Source organism: Undibacterium sp. Ji22W (assembly GCF_049340305.1).
GTDB lineage: Bacteria > Pseudomonadota > Gammaproteobacteria > Burkholderiales > Burkholderiaceae_D > Undibacterium.
This window is the reverse complement of the sequence record NZ_JBMPOU010000045.1, coordinates 1-231: the sequence shown is the minus strand read 5'-3', so window position 1 is coordinate 231 and position 231 is coordinate 1. Positions and strand designations below refer to the sequence as shown.

The 231-nt window shown below is 56.3% G+C and carries 1 protein-coding gene; it reads left to right on the top strand.

The features are described 5' to 3' along the window. On the top strand, positions 1-231 hold a 231-nt coding region (locus ACO0KW_RS20525; RefSeq protein ID WP_423055197.1), incomplete at both ends, for a hypothetical protein.

Below are 231 nucleotides of genomic sequence, written 5' to 3'. Positions count from 1 at the left end.
CAGCGGGTGTCGATACCAGCGCATTGCCAGCGAGCGTCAATGTCAGTGGCGGCAGCAGCACGACATTTACAGTCACTGCCACCGATGATTATTTGAAAGAAGGCTCCGAATCCCTGATCGCCACGATCAGTGGTGTCACCGATACGAACAGTAAATATGAAGCAGTAGCGGTCGGCAGCAGCAACACAGCAAGCAGCGCGATCACCGATGAAGCCGTCCCCGCAGCAAGCG